19 protein-coding genes are annotated in these 17,735 nt (G+C 48.6%); 10 read left to right on the top strand and 9 right to left on the bottom strand.

What is annotated here, in order from left to right; all coding sequences use genetic code 11:
• The first annotated feature begins 26 nt into the window (after window positions 1-26).
• Entirely contained in the window at window positions 27-506 is a 480-nt protein-coding gene (locus AC1S5B_RS12950) for a CRR6 family NdhI maturation factor (RefSeq protein WP_482036083.1), read from the top strand.
• Between the two features lie 43 nt (window positions 507-549).
• Here AC1S5B_RS12950 and AC1S5B_RS12945 read toward each other — a convergent pair whose 3' ends face one another.
• On the bottom strand, window positions 550-1,506 hold the full coding sequence (locus AC1S5B_RS12945; protein ID WP_482036082.1) for a GDP-L-fucose synthase family protein: 957 nt from the start codon (window positions 1,504-1,506) through the stop codon (window positions 550-552).
• A gap of 51 nt (window positions 1,507-1,557) precedes the next feature.
• Entirely contained in the window at window positions 1,558-2,628 is a 1,071-nt protein-coding gene (gene gmd / locus AC1S5B_RS12940; RefSeq protein WP_482036081.1) for a GDP-mannose 4,6-dehydratase, read from the bottom strand.
• 261 nt (window positions 2,629-2,889) lie between these two features.
• Here gmd and AC1S5B_RS12935 point away from each other — a divergent pair, with 261 nt between their 5' ends.
• Both AC1S5B_RS12935 and AC1S5B_RS12930 read left to right on the top strand, forming a co-directional pair.
• Window positions 2,890-3,015, top strand: coding sequence for a hypothetical protein (locus tag AC1S5B_RS12935; RefSeq protein ID WP_482036080.1), 126 nt, complete (start codon window positions 2,890-2,892; stop codon window positions 3,013-3,015).
• 476 nt (window positions 3,016-3,491) lie between these two features.
• Complete coding sequence (locus tag AC1S5B_RS12930; RefSeq protein ID WP_482036079.1) at window positions 3,492-4,247, top strand: Rpn family recombination-promoting nuclease/putative transposase; 756 nt, start codon at window positions 3,492-3,494, stop codon at window positions 4,245-4,247.
• Window positions 4,248-4,286: 39 nt separating this feature from the next.
• On the opposite strand, the gene gor is transcribed toward AC1S5B_RS12930, so the two are convergent.
• The 6 genes from gor to AC1S5B_RS12900 form a co-directional block, all read right to left on the bottom strand.
• Window positions 4,287-5,636, bottom strand: coding sequence for a glutathione-disulfide reductase (gene gor / locus AC1S5B_RS12925; protein ID WP_482036078.1), 1,350 nt, complete (start codon window positions 5,634-5,636; stop codon window positions 4,287-4,289).
• Window positions 5,637-5,750: 114 nt separating this feature from the next.
• Complete coding sequence (locus AC1S5B_RS12920) at window positions 5,751-6,296, bottom strand: redoxin family protein (RefSeq protein ID WP_482036077.1); 546 nt, start codon at window positions 6,294-6,296, stop codon at window positions 5,751-5,753.
• A gap of 138 nt (window positions 6,297-6,434) precedes the next feature.
• On the bottom strand, window positions 6,435-7,346 hold the full coding sequence (locus AC1S5B_RS12915; protein WP_482036076.1) for a DUF928 domain-containing protein: 912 nt from the start codon (window positions 7,344-7,346) through the stop codon (window positions 6,435-6,437).
• A 50-nt stretch (window positions 7,347-7,396) separates the two neighbouring features.
• Window positions 7,397-9,877 (bottom strand): CHASE2 domain-containing protein, encoded by a 2,481-nt coding sequence (locus tag AC1S5B_RS12910; RefSeq protein ID WP_482036075.1) that lies wholly within the window; start codon window positions 9,875-9,877, stop codon window positions 7,397-7,399.
• A gap of 94 nt (window positions 9,878-9,971) precedes the next feature.
• Window positions 9,972-10,883 (bottom strand): DUF1822 family protein, encoded by a 912-nt coding sequence (locus AC1S5B_RS12905; protein ID WP_482036074.1) that lies wholly within the window; start codon window positions 10,881-10,883, stop codon window positions 9,972-9,974.
• Window positions 10,884-10,907: 24 nt separating this feature from the next.
• Window positions 10,908-11,534: a sigma-70 RNA polymerase sigma factor region 4 domain-containing protein gene (locus AC1S5B_RS12900; RefSeq protein WP_482036073.1), complete on the bottom strand. Its 627-nt coding sequence runs from the start codon at window positions 11,532-11,534 to the stop codon at window positions 10,908-10,910.
• 277 nt (window positions 11,535-11,811) lie between these two features.
• Between AC1S5B_RS12900 and aspS the strand changes: the two genes are divergently transcribed.
• From aspS to AC1S5B_RS12865, 7 genes are all read left to right on the top strand, one after another.
• Window positions 11,812-13,602, top strand: a complete 1,791-nt coding sequence (aspS, locus tag AC1S5B_RS12895) for an aspartate--tRNA ligase (protein WP_482036072.1) — start codon at window positions 11,812-11,814, stop codon at window positions 13,600-13,602.
• A 71-nt stretch (window positions 13,603-13,673) separates the two neighbouring features.
• Window positions 13,674-14,093, top strand: coding sequence for a hypothetical protein (locus AC1S5B_RS12890; RefSeq protein ID WP_482036071.1), 420 nt, complete (start codon window positions 13,674-13,676; stop codon window positions 14,091-14,093).
• 11 nt (window positions 14,094-14,104) lie between these two features.
• On the top strand, window positions 14,105-14,497 hold the full coding sequence (locus AC1S5B_RS12885) for an Imm30 family immunity protein (RefSeq protein ID WP_482036070.1): 393 nt from the start codon (window positions 14,105-14,107) through the stop codon (window positions 14,495-14,497).
• A gap of 231 nt (window positions 14,498-14,728) precedes the next feature.
• Window positions 14,729-15,466, top strand: coding sequence for a hypothetical protein (locus AC1S5B_RS12880; protein ID WP_482036069.1), 738 nt, complete (start codon window positions 14,729-14,731; stop codon window positions 15,464-15,466).
• Between the two features lie 210 nt (window positions 15,467-15,676).
• A complete protein-coding gene (locus AC1S5B_RS12875; RefSeq protein ID WP_482036068.1) occupies window positions 15,677-15,826 on the top strand; it encodes a hypothetical protein in 150 nt (49 codons plus the stop codon).
• Between the two features lie 21 nt (window positions 15,827-15,847).
• On the top strand, window positions 15,848-16,771 hold the full coding sequence (gene thyD, locus AC1S5B_RS12870; protein WP_482036067.1) for a thylakoid membrane protein ThyD: 924 nt from the start codon (window positions 15,848-15,850) through the stop codon (window positions 16,769-16,771).
• Window positions 16,772-16,835: 64 nt separating this feature from the next.
• The gene (locus AC1S5B_RS12865; RefSeq protein WP_482036066.1) at window positions 16,836-17,456 is read left to right on the top strand and encodes a Uma2 family endonuclease; all 621 of its coding nucleotides are present in this window, start codon (window positions 16,836-16,838) and stop codon (window positions 17,454-17,456) included.
• A gap of 12 nt (window positions 17,457-17,468) precedes the next feature.
• On the opposite strand, the gene AC1S5B_RS12860 is transcribed toward AC1S5B_RS12865, so the two are convergent.
• Window positions 17,469-17,714 (bottom strand): hypothetical protein, encoded by a 246-nt coding sequence (locus AC1S5B_RS12860; protein ID WP_482036065.1) that lies wholly within the window; start codon window positions 17,712-17,714, stop codon window positions 17,469-17,471.
• Between the last annotated feature and the right edge of the window lie 21 nt (window positions 17,715-17,735).

Here is a 17,735-nt window from a genome sequence, read left to right as displayed (position 1 = left end):
AAAGACCTTCTGGATAACCGCTATTTATGTCTCTCGTGATTGCCCTCAACGCCAACCAAATCAACGCCCTTGATCTCAGCTTGGCTCAGTCTGCGCTTGACCCGTTGATCACAACAGGTTCTTTTTCCGACTATGAACAGCAGCTTTCGTTTCAAATCACCTTTCCTCGTGATCCTCAAGATCCTCGCGAACTCTCTGAAATCCCTGAAATCCGCCTATGGTTTGTCCGGCTAGATGCGCTCTATCCTTGGCTTCCTTACCTACTCGACTGGAAAGCTGGGGAACTGGCGCGCTATGCAGCGATGCTTGTCCCCCATCAGTTTCATCCTAAAAATGGCATTCAATATAACCCAGAAGCTCTAGAAATCTTTGTAATGCATAAGATATTTGTTCTGACTCGTTGGATGAAAGCCCAAGGGATAGACGGGCGCTCTAGTTTAAAAGCAATGGCGCAAATGTTTGGGTATGAGTTAGATGATGGTTTATTTGAACTGCTTTCAACCTGATAGTTGTTTGTTCGCTAGAGAGGCAGGGCGATCGCGATGTTGCTTAAGGCAATAAACCTACCTGGTTTCGATACCACTCAATGGTTCTTGCTAGCCCTTGACGAAACCCAACTTGAGCCGTAAAGCCAAATGCTTCCTGCGCCCGTGACGTATCCAAACAACGGCGGGGTTGTCCATTGGGTTGGTCTATTTCCCAGACAATCTCCCCATCAAATTCCATCAGTTCACAAATGAGATGAATCAAATCCTTAATCGAAATTTCGGTGCCCGTACCTAGATTGACTGGCTCCGGATTGCTATAGAACTGAGTTCCCATGACAATTCCCCGTGCTGCATCCTCAGAGTAGAGAAATTCGCGGGTGGGAGTTCCATCTCCCCAAACAGAGATTGGGCGATCGCCCTGTTGTTGGGCTTCATGCACTTTGCGAATCAGCGCTGGAATCACATGGGAACTACGGGGATCAAAATTATCTTTGGGACCATAAAGGTTCACTGGCAATAGATAAATACCATCAAACCCATATTGTTGACGATAAGCCTGAAGTTGCACTAGCAGAGCTTTTTTGGCAATCCCATAGGGCGCGTTTGTTTCTTCAGGATAGCCATTCCAAAGATCATCTTCTTGGAATGGAACGGGCGTAAACTTTGGATAGGCGCAGATGGTGCCAACGCAGACGAATTTTTGCACCCCGGCTTGATAAGCGGCGTGGATTAGTTGAGTGCCCATGATCAAATTGTCATAGAACAATTCGGCTGGCTTCTCACGGTTTAAGCCAATTCCGCCAACATGGGCAGCGAGATGAATCACTACATCTTGTTGTTCAACCGCACGCTGACAGTTTTCCATCATACGCAGGTCACAATCTTGCGATCGCGGGATTGTGACCTTATTGATATCAACTCCAATCTTATCGAGGTAGTGAATGACTTGATATCCTAGAAACCCTCCTCCGCCCGTCACTAATACCCGCTTTCCTTGCAGATCAAACTCTGTTGTCATCGCTAAAAGTTCCTCAACTTGTTCCCGGCTGTTCTCTGCGACTCCTGTCGATTACGTTGGCATGGTTTGACGAATGGTGGCTGTGTCTGTGATCAATTGTGCCGTATGACCATTCAACGGAATCAATCCCAATCCTTTCAAATCTGCCTCTACCATTAAGTGAACCAGCGCTTCAAAGCTGACGGAAGGTTCCCAGCCCAGCCGTTGTTTTGCCTTGGTCGGATCTCCAATCAATAAGTCCACCTCTGCGGGACGGAGATATCGCTCATCAAATGCCACATACTCATGCCAATCCAAATTTACATGGGCAAAGGCGATGTCTAAAAACTCTTTCACTGAGTGAGTTTCACCCGTTGCTACCACATAATCATCGGGGGAATCCTGCTGGAGCATTAGCCACATTGCCTTAACATAATCCTTGGCATACCCCCAGTCTCGCTTGGTATCAACATTTCCTAGATAAAGCTTTTTTTGTTGTCCTGCCACAATTCGGGCGATCGCTCGGGTAATTTTGCGGGTGACAAAGGTTTCACCACGACGAGGCGATTCGTGATTAAACAAAATGCCATTGCAGGCAAATAAATTGTAGGCTTCTCGATAGTTGATCGTTTGCCAGTGAGCATATAATTTTGCACAGGCATAGGGACTGCGAGGATAGAAAGGAGTCGTTTCTTTTTGGGGAATTTCTTGGACTTTCCCAAACATTTCAGACGAACCCGCCTGATAGAATCGAACCTGCACATCGGTTCGATGTTGATAGTCTCGAATTGCCTCTAACAGATGAAGGGTGCCCATTGCAACCGAATCAACAGTATAAGCGGGAGAATCAAAGCTCACTCGAACGTGAGATTGCGCGCCTAGGTTATAAACTTCCGTAGGTTGAACTTCCTCTAAAATACGTCGAAGCGTTGTGGCATCGGTGAGGTCGCCATAGTGCAAAAATAACTTGGCATCTACGGTATGAGGATCTTCATAAATGTGATCGATGCGATCGGTATTAAAAGTCGATGTGCGTCGAATAATCCCATGAACTTCGTAGCCCTTTTCCAATAGAAATTCACTGAGATAGGAACCATCCTGACCTGTAATGCCGGTGATTAGCGCTCGTTTTCGTTGTATCATTTTTTTTCTAATGATGTCCAAAAATTTTTCTGAAAGCTTCAAGGCTCATACCACTTTAATTAAATCATCAGACAAGCGTGCTAAAGAGTGCATCCCAGTTGTTAACCCGGCAATAATTGAGACGACAGTTGTTCAAGCAGCCTAAGCAATGAAAGGAGGCTGAAAATACTTGACGATTGCTTAAAGGAGGCTGAATGGGCAAAAACTATGCCAGACGGTATGGCAAAAGTTAGCAACTGAATTGTTATTGCTGGGTGATTTGTGGTGGTGGTTGGAACGGGCGATCGCGGTGAACTAACCAAGCACTACAGCCAATTGCCGACTAAGATATGGAATGCCCAAAAGAATGGATGGCGAAATTTGGGGCGTTGCAGCAGGTTAAGCTAAGGTTGGCATAGGGCTTCGGCTCTGATGGTGGTCGATCGCGCCAATGCTTGGTAAACATCTACCATCAGCGATGAGGTGGATTAATCAAGAAGACGCAGCACTTACCTGGGCACTCACGAGCAAAATTCCCAACACCACACACAGGCTAAGGCGAAACACTCGCCGCATTATAGGACTCAACAGAAGAGGAGCAGGCATAGGAACTTTCAACCATTGGCAGAACAAGCTGATGCTATTATTGCCTGCATTTTTACCATCGTCGAGAATCACAGGCTACGACAAATTACCACAGAAATCGTTGAACTATGCTGTCATTTTGAGAAACACCGCTGATGGTTAGGATAAACAAGATTTAATTCCCACCGTGCAGGTCGTTTGATAATATCTGCGAACTCTTGTCAGAAAAGTATCCTGACCGTTTTGCCAGTTGGGTTTTAGGCACACCATAACCCGCGGTAGAAGTCCTCAAAACAGAGTTGAGCATTGAGCCAATTCGCGCAGACTATGTGACGCTCCTGCAACTGCAAGGACAAATTCTACATTTAGAGTTTCAGACTCGGTGGGACTCGAACCCACCCATGCCGCTACGGATGTTGGATTATTGGGTGCGGCTCTATCGACTATACCGATTACCAATCGCTCAAGTAGTAGTGCTGTTGCTGCCGCCGTCAGAAGAGACAGTGATTGAAACAACCTTTGTGATGGGTGAAACTCGTCATAGCTACCGAGTCATTCGCCTGTGGGAAGAAGATCCGGCGGTCTTGCTCAATGATCCCGCCTTATTACCCTTGGCAACATTGGCGGCAGCCACAGCACCCGAACCCCTATTAGAATCCGTTGCCCGACGAGTCAACCAGTTAGAAGATAGCCGCCGTCAAGAAGTTTTAGACTACGCAAAAATCTTGGCTGGGTTAAGATTTGAAAGAAGCCTAATTCAGCAAATATTTCGAGAGGGCATGATGCGTGAATCTGTGATTGTGCAAGAGATTTTAGAAGAAGGCAGGCAAGAAGGCAGGCAAGAAGGCAGGCAAGAAGGCAAGCAAGAGGGCAGGCAAGAGGCAGGACGATCGCTGATAGTCCGTCAGCTTACTCGACAGTTAGGAGAGTTGCCAGACGGTTTAAGACCGCGCATCAATACCCTTTCTATCGAGCAGCTAGAAAACTTCGGTGAAGCTTTGTTAGATTTTGGGGAGATCGCAGATCTTGAAGCTTGGTTGGAGGCATTTGAGTAGAGCGATCTCCCTTTCTACCCTTTTGGTCATCTCGACAAATTACCGCATGGTGACAAACTCTTCGGCAGAACTAGGATGAATGCCAACAGTGGCATCAAAGTTAGCTTTCGTTGCGCCCATCTTGAGAGCGATCGCCACCCCTTGAATAATCTCAGCAGCATGATCGCCCACCATATGAGCGCCTAGCACCTTATCAGTTTTCTCATCCACAATTAGCTTCATCAAGGTCTTTTCGTCTTTGCCTGCCAACGTATAATACATTGGGCGAAACTTGGAGCGATAGATTTTTATCGAGTCGCCGTATTGTTCACGGGCTTCGGCTTCCGTCAATCCAACGGTTGCCGCTTCAGGGTAGGTAAACACAGCAGTCGGAATATTTTCGTAGGTCATGAAGCGCGACTGACCACCAAAAACGGTATCTGCCAAAGCGCGACCTTCATTGATTGCCACCGGGGTCAGATTGATATTGTTAGTGCAATCGCCCAAGGCAAAAATATGCTTTTCTGCGGTGTGACTATACTTGTCAACCGCGATCGCGCCATCGTGCAATTTCACCCCAGTATTTTCCAAACCTAGATTGTGCAAATTGGGTTTCCGTCCCACTGCTGCCAAGCTCACAGCATCGGCGTAAACGGTTTCGGCAGTGTCTCCTTTGCCGACTGAAACTGCAACGCCATTGTTATCTTTTTCAATTGCAATCAGTTGGGCATCTGTATAAAGCTGAATGCCATGGTTGATCATTCCCTGTTGAATTTCAGTTCTAATGTCATCATCAAAGCCACGTAAAATCTTGTTGCCGCGAATGATTTGGATAACTTCTGTACCCATTCCATTTAAGATGCAAGCAAACTCACAGCCAATATATCCACCGCCTATAATGACGATGCGTTTGGGTTGTTCTTTGAGATTAAAAATGTCATCCGAGACGATGGCGTGTTCAATGCCTAAAATGTTGGGTCTATAAGGCTGACCACCTACTGCAATTAGAATTTTGTCCGCAGTGATTTGTTGGTCACCGATCGCGATCGTGCGGGAAGCAACAAAGCTCGCACGCCCATGAAACAGTTCTACTTTGGAACCATCTAACATGCGTTGATAGATCCCATTCAACCGCGTGACCTCATCGTTCACCGCCGTAATCATGGTGTCCCAATTGAGGGAACTTTTCACCTCACTCCATCCATACCCTTTTGCTTCTTCAAATACATGAGGAAAGTGGGAGGCATACACCATCAATTTTTTGGGGACGCAACCCCGATTCACGCAGGTTCCACCCAAGCGATCGTACTCAGCAATGCCGACCTTTGCGCCATACCCGGCTGCCCGTCGAGCGGTAGCGATTCCACCAGAACCCGCTCCAATTACAAATAGATCAAAGTCGTAGCTCATAGTTTCCTCGAAATAATATTAGGTTGGGCGTTTCGCAAAGTCACCTTATGGAAATTCACGAAACGCCATTGTTACAAAGTAACGCGACTGCGATGTCCAAGGTAACGCGATCGCCTATGCAGGAACTTTAGCGCTCTTCAAATAGTTCATCATCGTATCTGCATCAGAGACCTCAAACGGGTCGATCGGGCAGTTATCGCCAAAATCTGGCTCAACGAACATCTTTTCGATCACGCCATCATTTACCAGCATGGAATAGCGCCAAGAACGCATCCCAAAGCCCAGATTTGCTTTGTCAACCAACATCCCCATTTTGCGGGTAAATTCGCCATTGCCATCCGGCAGCAAAAACACACGCTCAGCGCCCATGTTTTTGCCCCACTGAAACATAACAAACGCATCATTCACAGAAATACAAATAATGCTATCAATGCCCTGTGCTCGAAACTCGTCATAGAGTTCTTCATAGCGGGGCAAATGACTTGTGGAACAGGTAGGCGTGAAGGCACCGGGTAAAGAGAACACAATCACTCGTTTACCGCTAAAAAGATCCTGTGTTGTGGTGTCTTGCCAACGGAATGGATTGGGACCCTCGATTGACTCATCGCGAACACGGGTTTTGAATGTAACATTGGGGACTTTTTGATCGATCGCCGCCATAATGACCTCTTTAATTTGAATAGTTTCTGGTTAATAGTTAAACACAAGCTGGCTAAGACGCGGCAATATTACATTCCGACCTAGTTTCGAGGATTCATGCAGTAAAGCAGATCCCTTATGGAATTTGCCTTTAATTTTCTAATTGACAAATGGCTGGTCTACAACCTCTTTTGGGTTGAACTCTTGCGACGAACCCGACAGCATCATACTGTCTAATAAACTTTGCCAATCGCTTTTTAAGCTAGGGTCGGCAAAGTCTTTTTGGCGAAGTTCTGCCAAGGTGGTCAGGGCATCATGCCAAAAGCCGTTTTCTGCGTATATTACCGCTTTTTGAACTCCTTGGGCAGTTGCCAATTCTGCGATCGCCGCTTTGCTGGGCATTTCCCGCACGATCACGCCCTCAACTTGCATTTTGTCGCTCGTATTGGCACTAGAAGCACAATTTAAGGTCAGCGCCCAACGATAGCGTTTGCCAATTTCTAGGGCTGGGGCTGAGGAAGGAATGCGAACCGCCATAATGCCGGGTTTATTGGGCAATTGAACCGGGATTGGAGGAATGGCGATCGCAAACGACTGGTCATCTACTACCGTCAAATCAGCCGGGATTGCTTGGGTCTTGGTGTAGGGCATATAAAACCATAGGGTAGGCTGCGCGGTGGTCGTGTAGCCCCACACATTCACTTTTGGAGGTTTATCGGGTCGTGGTTGTTCTTCAAACGACACTAACGCAGTCAGGGGAGGTGCAACTTTGGGGCAAATACTGGGTTCAGCCTTGTTTGCGATAGTCCGAGAAGAGCCAGTCCGAATGCGCCCGCCTGTTGCAGGTCCTTGGGGGCTGCGTCTAATTTTTGCTAAGCGAAGATTGCCCCCCGATCGGGCAAGGTACATTGGAGCCGATTGCCCTTGAGCTATGACAAAAGATGCTGAAGTTGCTTGGGGCTGAATTGTTTCTGTTGCCTGAATTACGACGCTATTGGTTAGGCTACTGGCGATCGCGATCGCAATGCCAAAACTCCATCCTGCAAATCCTAGTTGAATGCCCCTCATCATTGCCCTCCTAATTTAGTTGAAATATTGAATTGAAATCTGATTAAAATCATTCATGGTTTATGGGAATGACGGCTAAGCGCTAAAGCGACTCCGCCCCCTCCAAGCCACAGCCCCAGAGCAGCCGGAATTAGGGGTAGCCAGCCAGCCCACACAATCAAACCGCCCGCGCAGACTGCATAGAGAACTCCCGTAGTCACTCCCAGCACCAAGGCAATCTGGAAACCCATCACCCGGCGTGATCCAAGGCGGATATAGACTCCCCATGTCAGCAGTCCGCCCAAGGTAGACCAGCCGACAATCCAACCCCAATCGCCCCAGGGTGACCATGCCCACAGAATCGGTCGCCCATCCAACACTGCGCTGAGCAATTGACTCAGCATGTGAGCATGGATAAAGATGCCAGGAGTGCGATCGTCAAAGGTCTTGCCATAGGGTGTTTTATGATAATCCTCCTTTTCTCGTGCCGTTACGCCGATTAACACCACTTTGTCTCGAATCAGTTGATCTAACTCTTGGGGCGACGGAGGATTTTCTTGAGAAAGCAACCAGCTCAGGGATTTTCGCACGGCAATATCCCGCAAGTCATTCCCAGCGCGATAGTTTAGCAAAATCTGACTGCTCTTCCCATCTAGGTCTTGTCCTTGATAGCCACCCAGTCGCGATGGTAACGAGGGAAAAATGGCTTCAGTTGCAGGCTTGGGCAAGGATGCGTAGCCATGGGGAACTTGGATCAAGTCTTTGGGCGATCGCATCAGCCGAATTTTGAAGGTTTCGTTGCCAGCCGGTGGGAAAAGTCCAGTTTCCGCCGGGTCTAGATCGAATTGGAGATACCGCAGGACTAGTTCAACGCTGAAAGCCATGGAAACCTGACAGCGTGATTCTTGCTGATGTTTAGAATTCATGCCGAGCAAATGGCGGCGGACGACTTCACCATTCGCCACGTCTACCACAAAGTCGCTAAACCCAACCCGAAAGCTGTCAAGCGGAATGTCAGGTTGGGGCGCGATACCGTAGGGATTAGCTTGGTTGTCGCCTACTTTGCAAACGCTGAGCAGGGCTTCGTTGGTGCGAAATTGGGCAGCCAGGTCAGGAAGTTGTGTGCGATCGCGGTTTATGTCTAGCCCGATCGCGCGGGGTTTATACTTCATTAACAAATTTAGCAGCTTAGCCAAGTTGCGGTCTGAAATGGAGGTGCCTTTCAGGTCTTCTGTGCGCCTTTGTTGTTGCAGGTCTTCATCATCGATCGCCACTACCAGCAGGCGGGAGTCGGGGGGTTCTGGAGGGCGCAGCCGCATTAGGTGGTCGAAGGCTGCAAGTTCCACAGGCTGCAACAGTCCCAAAAAGCGCACGGCTCCGACTAAAACGGCGGCGGTAAAGCTGGTGAATAGGGCGATCGCCAAACTCCGACGAACAGGCATCGTTGTAGACGCTAGCGCTAGTTCTGGAACGGGTTCTGGCTGCAAAAAGTCTTGCCACAGAGGCGGCGATACGGTGGGGTTTTGGCAAATCAGCGGCAGCCAAGTCGCGCAAGGAAAGCGATCTTCCATGCCCTGCAAGCGTTCTCTTGCCGCCCGTACTGCTAGATAAAGGGGTTTGCCCTGAGTATATTCATTCAAAAAGTATGCCAGAAACTCTTGGGCAACCAAATCAGGCACGGGTTCCCGCATGACGATAATTTGGGGAATGTTGAGTTCTGCCAGTTCTCGCGCAATATCCAAGCCATCGCAGGAGTTGAAGATGGCAAGCTGTAAGCCATTGGCAACCGATCTTTGCAGGGCATATTTGAGTTCGCCCATGGTCAAGCTATCGGTTTTGTTGTGGAAAATGCGCCCTTTGCCATCCTGACTGGTGCTGTGTCCGGCAAAAAAGAGAATATCCCAAGGGGTATTCCAAAGCTGGTCGGTCAAGGTTTTGCGATCGGGGGCAATTAACCGCTCAATATAGGTTTGAGGCAGGCGATCGAGCAATCCTTGATCAATGCCAGTATTAATCCCATCGCTGTTGCCCACAATCGAAAGGATATTCACGCGGGGTTTTGGCAAAACGTGGCGCTGGGGGGGCGCTTCCAGGTTCAACGCACTGATGGCAATTTCGGCGTTGGAGTAGCCTTCTAAAAATTCCAGCAAATTCCACGGCAAGGCGCGCATCTGGCTATCTTCAGTCTGAATGAGAACTCGAATCTCGTCTTCAGGCGATAGCTGCTGAAGCCATTTCTCTCGAATACTGCGATAGCCTTCCGCCAAAAACCAGGTGTTGAGCCGTGCCTTAAGCATTCTTGAGGCATTGTGGCAGTCATCCAGCACGGATACGTTTGGTTTTTGCCCTTTTTTGACGGTAATCCGATAGCGTGATTCTAGCCGCCAGTAACTTTCTTTCCAGCGGCTATAGTACAAGGGCATTTCGGGCAAGGGCGGCAGTTTTCCTAGGGTGGTGCTGGAGGGGCGCTGATTGTCTTCCCCAATTTCCTGCATAACGGTAAAGCCTTGCTCAAAACTGCCGTCGATAATTTTTAGGATGACTAATTTAGCCATGGGAAGGGCAAAGGGCGAGATACAGAGTATTGATTCGGATGGATTTGAATGGATTCGGATGGGTTAGAAAGGGTTAGGGGTAGAGATTTTCGGATCAAATTACAAAGTCTTGGGTGATATAGACTTCGTTGAGGGCGACTTGGACGCTGAAGCGATCGCCAGAGGTACATCCAATCTGCCACTCCAAAAAATCTTCCGTGCCTGTGGCAGTGGTTTCTAATTCCACTTCACCGACTTCATTGAGGACAGAAAATCGGGTGCCAATCGGCAGAAAGCCATCAATCGGCGGGTGCAGTTGGAGGCAAATATCCGTTGATTCATCGACTAGAGGACGCGCATCCACTGCTAATACAGCCGTTACGCCATTGAGGTTGATCCGTTTTGCGGGGGCTTGTGACCCTAGACGACCCCGAAAGGCGATCGCGGGGCTAAGTTGAGCCGGATTCAAAAGGGCTTCCAGGGTTTGCCAGCCTTCGTCGATCGCGCCTTGCATCCACTGGCTCAGGTTCACTAAAACGCTCGGTTGGGGATGACGCAACGCTGCCAGATGATCGAGCAATTCTTCGGGCGATCGCAACTGGCTCAGGGGCAATTCTTCCGTAGTGGCTCTGGGCACAAACCCCAACAATTGCGCCGATTCTGCTGCTTCATCCAGTTCCACCACCACATAGCCAATGCGATCGCCCCAAGTTTCGGGCGGCACTGGGCAAAAGGTCTGATTAGGCAATACCGGGCGACATTCCAATCGTCCCAGTCCAGTCACCTGCAAATCCGCTGCATCGGCACACAGACGCAACACCTGATTCCAGCTATCGCTTGCCGTCAAATTGGTAGGAATCTCCATAAGCTGAAGATAGTCATTCACCACCAGCACCGCTAGCGTATTTAGCCTCACTTGTTCTGATTTGTGAGGATTGGAGTACTGATTGGCAAACTCTTGTGCCGTTTGGCGGGTTGCCTGAGTAATCGGCAAAGGTAGAGCAAATTGATCGATTGATTGAATCATGTTGGTTTCTCCAAGGCAAAATCTTTAATGACTATCGATATATCCCTCGGACTCACCAAAGTTACGCAAGCGGGGCAAACATTGTCGTTGATAAAAACTGCTGAGGGTTGAAATGCTGACTCCAAACTCATCAGCTAAGTCTTTCCACTTCGTTTCTGAAAGTTGCCGCAAAATCAACATCTGAGCATTGACTTCTGGGTGTCCTTTAATATGCAGACTTTTCAGTTCGTCCTTTGTATCTGCCCTTACCCACGCTTCCACAATTTCCAACAATGGCTCTGCTTCAGGCTTAGCGGGGATCGTTTCAATCCGATTAAGCACCTCGCCATCTCGCTCTATTTGGGAAGGAATTTCTGTGACTCGTCGCTTTTGTGAATCAGTGCTGAAGTCTCGCAGGCGAAATTTTAGATAAGCATTTAACCAAGTGGGCACGCTGCCTAGTTCAGGATCGTAGCTGCCGCAGATGTGTTTGCAAAAGTAAACCCAAGTTTGCTGCACGGCATCTTGATAGTAGGGCACGCTCTCCCGCCACAGTTTGGGCGATACCAAGCGAATCACCCGCGTTAGGTTGCGCTGCCGGGGAGTGCTTCCTGGCGGATGCTTGCAGGCTTCGATGACCAACTCGCGGAGTTGTTGATCTAGTTCGCTCATGCTGGTTTGATCACGAATAAAGGGGGAAAAGCTGGCATTTTTATCTTACCGTTCTATTTTCAGCCGCCGTTCTTGTTTTGCCAACTTTTCACGGTTACTTTGCATTTAGTGAGCGCAATCCTCCATTAGCAGAGGTTTCGCCAAAGCCCAAATTCTATTGCCAAGTGCCCCTATCAGGCATAATGAAGTTTGCTTTAACGCTCAGGTAGCCCGGTAAACTGCAATGCCCTGCTTGGGCGTTAGACTGAACCATAATCACCACTTACGTTCAACAGCCATGCGAACCCATTACTGCGGTCAAATCCGCGCCGAACATATTGGAGAGACTGTCACCCTTTGCGGCTGGGTGGATCGTCGCCGGGATCATGGGGGCGTGATTTTTATTGACTTGCGCGATCGCGAGGGCATTGTTCAAATTGTCAGCGATCCCGTTCGCACTCCGGCTTCTTATAACCAAGCAGGTGATCTAAGAAATGAAGACGTGGTGCAAATTACGGGTCGTGTAACCCAACGCCCGGAAGACTCGCTTAATCCCAAGTTGGGCACTGGCGAAATTGAAATTTATGCCGATGATATTCAGATTCTCAACGCGGTGCGGAAGCCGCTGCCGTTCCAAATCTCCAGCGCGGAAAACGAGACTGTGCGGGAAGAGTTGCGCTTGAAATATCGCTATTTGGATATTCGGCGAGAGCGCATGAGCCGAAATCTACGGCTGCGGCATGAGGTGATCAAAACCCTGCGTCGCTATCTGGAAGATGAGCAGGGCTTCATGGAGGTGGAAACGCCGATTCTGACGAAATCCACGCCAGAAGGAGCGCGGGATTATTTGGTGCCGTCGCGGGTGAATCCGAATGAGTGGTATGCATTGCCCCAATCGCCGCAGTTGTTTAAGCAGTTGTTGATGGTGGCAGGCTGCGATCGCTACTATCAAATCGCTCGTTGCTTTCGCGATGAAGATCTACGCGCCGATCGCCAGCCCGAATTTACCCAGCTAGACATGGAAATGAGCTTTTTGGATCAAGAAGCCCTGCTGGAACTGAACGAAAAGCTGATGGCGCATCTGTTTAAGGTGATCAAAAATATCGATTTGCCGCTGCCTTTCCCGCGCCTTACCTATGCCGAAGCAATGGATCGCTACGGCTGCGACAAGCCCGATACCCGCTATGGGCTGGAACTGGTGGATGTGTCGGATGTGGTCACAGGCTGCGGCTTCAAAGTCTTTGCAGATGCAGTGTCTAAGGGCGGCATCGTCAAAATTTTGCCGATTCCCGGTGGCAATGATGCGATCTCCAATGTGCGGATTAAACCGGGCGGCGATCTGTTTAAAGAAGCGGAAACCGCTGGAGCACGGGGACTCGCCTATATCCGCGTCCGCGATGGCGAAATTGACACGATCGGCGCGATTAAAGACAACCTCAGCGACGAGCAGAAGCAGGAAATTCTTACCCGAACGGGCGCTCAGTCTGGACACTTACTGCTGTTTGCGGCTGGAGATACAGCAACGGTGAACAAAACCCTCGATCGCCTGCGTCAAGCGATCGCCCGTGAACAGAACCTGATCGATCCTGACAAAATCAACCTGCTCTGGATCACCGACTTCCCCATGTTTGAGTGGAATGCCGACGAAAAACGGTTGGAGGCATTGCACCATCCCTTCACCGCACCCTTCCCCGAAGATCTGCATGACCTCAAAACCGCTCGTGCCCAAGCCTACGATATCGTCTTCAATGGCTTTGAAGTCGGCGGCGGCAGTCTGCGGATCTATCAGCCCGACGTGCAGCAGCAGGTGTTTGAAACCATCGGACTTTCCACGGAAGACGCTCACGAAAAGTTTGGCTTTTTGCTAGAAGCGTTTGAATACGGCGCACCTCCCCACGGTGGCATTGCCTACGGAGTTGATCGGCTGGTGATGCTGCTAGCAGGAGAAGACTCCATCCGCGATGTCATCAGCTTCCCAAAAACTCAGCAAGCCCGCTGCCTGCTGACCACTGCTCCTTCCCCCGTGGATGACAAGCAACTCAAGGAACTGCACGTCGCCTCGACTTACAAACCTAAAAAAGAAGGGTAATTCAATTTTCAAATTGCGCTGCCCTGAATATGATTTTTTGACACGGCGCGATCGCTTTAGATTAGGGACATTTGCGAGTCAATGATGTGTTGGAGGAAGGCAGTATTTCTGAGCTATTGGAGGGTGAAGGAACGGTTGGGCGATATGGAGACTTACTAAAACTTGGGCGCAGAGGCGATAATTTGACTCCGCATCATGTCCCATCCAATGCATACATGGCAGCTAAGGTGTCAAACTATGCGCGCAATTTGGGAATTGCTATCATGATGGAGCATCCAATACCGGGTGCAGGCGGTCGCCATAGACAAACACTTTCCTATGGGCAATCTCCAAATTTGAGTCTCCTGCCCAGACAGGTTCTTGCTAGAGAAACTCAAGATTTGCGATCGCTCTACCAACAGCAAAGCGTTTATACAGAAACGATCAGAAGCAGTTTACGATCAGTCATCCAAATGAACCAATCGGTTTGGTCTGGTGTTTTTGAGAAGTAGGAGCGCACTGTATGACTCAAAATTCGCTGATTGAAGTGCTAGAAGCCAATCGATTGATGCGATCGCCCGATGAAGTCGCCATCTTTGAACAAACCTTAGCAAAACTCGCCCAAAAGCCTGACCCTGAGGATTTGCCGAGCCTACACTTGATTCTGGATGACGCCTGCCAGCAGCCCGAAGTGATGTTTAGCCTGGTGCATTTCTTGGAATCATTTGATGTGCAAGCACAAGTGCAAGCGTTTATCCAAGTGATGCCTGCTTTGGTCAAACGAGCGGCGGAATGGACAGAGATTTTACATTCTCGGATGATGAATGATGAAGTTGCACACGCGTTTTTTGAGGAAAGGGTGCGATCGCACCACCTTTCATTCGCCATTCACACTAGCTTTTTTGTCTTACCTTAGAAAATCTTTAGTGGTTGAAGAGGCGATCGCCTGGTCATGCTGCTAGCCACGGAAATTTTGTGGATAACTACCCTCAAAAGTAAATTATTCAGAAATCTTTTAGATAATTGCTCAAAATGGAAACCTATACGAAAATTTTCATTATATTAAGCTGTTAGCCATAACCGAATTTAACTTGGAAGGTCTTACTTCATGTCTAGAGCCTGCGCGTATTGCGATGTTGAAGGAGCTATGACAAAAGAGCACATTTGGTCTAGAGCACTAATTGAGCGATGGGAATCTGAATTAAAGACTTACAGCGCAAAAACAGGAAGGTTCTACACAGGTGAACCAGTTATCAAAGACGTTTGTGCAAACTGTAATAATGGGCGCTTGAGCCAACTAGACCAGTATTTGGCTGAAGTGTATGACACTCAATTAAAGGATCACATACAAAGAGGCAATGGTGTTGTATTTACATACTCATATGATTTGCTCCTTCGTTCTCTATTAAAAACATCATTTAACTCATGTCGTGCTGTAGGGGATGATAAGAGAGCAATTGCTGCTCATCAGAAGGCTAAGGGATACATATTAGGGGAAAGTAAAAGACCAAAAGGATTTTCGATTCGGCTTCAAATTGTGACTCCTTCAATAGCAACCACTGAGGAGGGGGAGGTTATTGATGATCAATTTAGCCATGATGCAATGCGATGCGCCAAGATTTCATTCACTGGAACTCAAACTAATAAATTTCAGATCCGTCTTATTGCTATAAAGTCGTTTTGGTTTTATCTGTTTATTCCTATAAACAGACATACCCAAGAGGAAAAGAGTAGGTTCGTTGAAGAGTTTAAAAAATGGAAAATTCAACCTGGCGTTGCCATCCAGCCTGCGTATGACAAAGTTGTTATTCCTGTTGAGAAAACAACGTATATGCATCCTATTCTTTTTGGAACTTTGTTTCTTGCCAACTCACTAGATGCGTGACTGATGACAGAGCTAACAATCCCAATACCCCGAAACAAACTCAAGCGGTTGGCGAGTTTAAAAAGCTATCTGTGTCCGGTGATTTGAACCGTTAGATCGCTTGGTTGTCAGTCAGTCCCAGTTGAAATATGTATGCGAGTATTGCCATTTTTCAGAATGGGTAAGTGTAAGTTGGTGCAAACAACTTCTAACTGAGTTTTGTTTCAGTAAATGAATCAAATGGGTGAGCGATCGCTGAAATGCAAGGGCGATCGCAAGCAACTCTCTTTGAAGTCAAGCAAAAAACCTCAATGGCTTAAACTGAAGGGCGGGAGAAAGCGAGGAGTTGAAGGCAACCAGATAGAAGCCAACAACGATTAAACTATTGATTTAGAGGTTTTCATGAGAGTGGCAGTGACAGGGGCAACAGGGTTTGTGGGTAGCCGTTTAGTGGAGCGCCTGCAAGCAGAGGGGCATCAAGTATTAGTGCTGGCAAGAAACCCAGAACGGGCAACGCGGATGTTTCCCACGGCAGCTTTTCCGGCGGTGGAGGTGATGGCATACACTCCATTACAGTCGGGTGAATGGCAGCAGAGTTTATCGAACTGCGATGGCGTGGTGAATTTGGCAGGAGAACCGATTTCGGAGCGGTGGACAGCAGATCATAAGCAAAGTATTGTGGAAAGTCGGCAAGGGGGAACGCAAAAACTGGTGGAGGCGATCGCCCAAGCAAATCCGAAGCCCCAAGTATTGGTCAGCGCCTCGGCGATCGGGTTTTATGGCACCAGCGAAACGGCAACCTTTGATGAAACCAGCACGGCAGGGAATGACTTTTTAGCGGAAGTCTGCAAGCTTTGGGAGGCAGAAGCCCAAAAGGTGAAGGATGCGGGTGTACGGCTGGTGATTTTGCGGCTTGGCGTTGTCTTGGGCATGGGCGGTGCGATCGCCAAAATGTTGACCCCATTTAAACTATTTGCTGGCGGACCGATTGGCACGGGCAAACAGTGGTTTTCCTGGATTCATCGTGAGGATGTAGTCAACTTAATTTTACAGGCTTTAACCCAGCCCAGCATGGAAGGAGTTTTTAATGCAACCGCTCCAAACCCGGTTCGCATGGCGGAATTTTGTAACACGTTGGGACAGGTAATGAATCGCCCTTCTTGGTTGCCTGTGCCTGCATTTGCGATCGAGGCATTGCTGGGGGATGGCGCGATCGTGGTTTTGCAAGGTCAGCAAGTGTTACCCCAACGCACCCAGACTACCGGATTTCAATATCAATACGCTAATTTGAAGCCAGCATTGGAAGAAGTGTTAGCCCACGAGTGATCCCCTGCCCATGGGGATGTGCGATTTGTTAGAATTTTTGGACTTGTTCTGGTAGGCGTGATCCATGACTTCTCAACTGATAGAGCCATCACAATCACCCGCGATCGCTGAGCAGCGGGTCGTACTAGAAGGCATCCGTTGGCAACAGTATGAGGGATTGCTGGCAACCTTGGGAGACGACTTCCCTACTCTACGGTTGAGCTACCTGGAAGGCACACTGGAAATTATGACGACATCGCCAGAGCATGAAGAGTTGAAAAAAATGATTGCAATGCTGATGGAGGCTTACTTCCAAGAAACTCGGACGCGGTTTCATGGCATTGGGTCTGCTACTTTTCGCAAGGCAGCGCAACAACGGGGTTTGGAACCTGATGAGTGCTATTGTTTGGGACAGAAAAAGGACATACCCGATATAGCGATTGAGGTGATTCTCAGCAGTGGCACTGTTGATAAGCTGGAAATTTATCGCGGCTTAGGCGTGGCGGAAGTCTGGTTTTGGGAGAACAATCAGTTTGCAATTTATTACTTGCGATCGCAGGGCTATGAGTTGATCCCAAGCAGCAACCTGTTACCCAATCTGGATATTGCGGTGTTGTCTCGGCACATTCGCCCCCTCGATCAATTTGATGCCGTCATGGAATTTCGCGAAGGATTGCGTCAACCTCCGACAGAAGAGCGTATTTAGACTTTTTCGACTTTAGCTAGCCCGATCAAACTTGTTTGCTATCCAACCTGAAACGCCGCTGACGATCGCGCCGGTCATCAAAATCCCCAGGGCAGGCTGCACCACAGGTTGCCAGAGCTTGTACCAAGTATCCAAGCCGAGCGAAACGCCCGTGGAACGTCCAACAACCGCGATCGCTAACCAGCCAAAACAGAACAACACAAAAAACAAATTTGCCATCAACGCCAGATTCAGCCAGTCCAGCAGTTTGTCTTTCATGGGTTTACTTTCCAAAACTCT

It is taken from the genome of Leptolyngbya sp. CALU 1928, assembly GCF_056784215.1.
Note: the sequence above shows the minus strand (reverse complement) of the source record. Positions and strands in the feature narration are given on the sequence as shown.